1 pseudogene is annotated in these 403 nt (G+C 37.5%); it reads left to right on the plus strand.

The features are described from left to right. Positions 1 to 403, plus strand: a pseudogene (locus ACTJIV_RS20330) (RHS repeat-associated core domain-containing protein); the annotation flags it as partial.

The following is a 403-nucleotide window of genomic DNA, read 5'->3' on the forward strand; positions in this document are numbered from 1 at the left end:
TCATGACCAAATATGATACATTTGGAAGAGCGATCCTTACAGGAATTATTTCAGCAGGAGAAAGAGCTGCTTTACAGGATTTAATTAAAGACTTGGTAATTATCGAATCCAGAAATACTACAGGTTTTGCCAAAAGTGGGATGACGGTTTACTACAGCAATAATTATTTTTCTTCAGATATCCAGTCTGTATTGAGCGTTAATTACTATGACACTTATCCCCCAGGATCCTCTGCAGTCACTAATGTATTTGCACAGGAGCTTTTGACTGATAACCCAGCCAATTCACGAACCACGAAGGGAATGCTTACCGCTTCCTATGTCAAAAATATAGAAGATGACAAATGGACAAAGAACTTTATCTGGTATGATACCAAAGGAAGAAATATAGGCTCAAGAAGTAA

Source organism: Chryseobacterium sp. 22532 (assembly GCF_052044665.1).
GTDB lineage: Bacteria > Bacteroidota > Bacteroidia > Flavobacteriales > Weeksellaceae > Chryseobacterium > Chryseobacterium lathyri.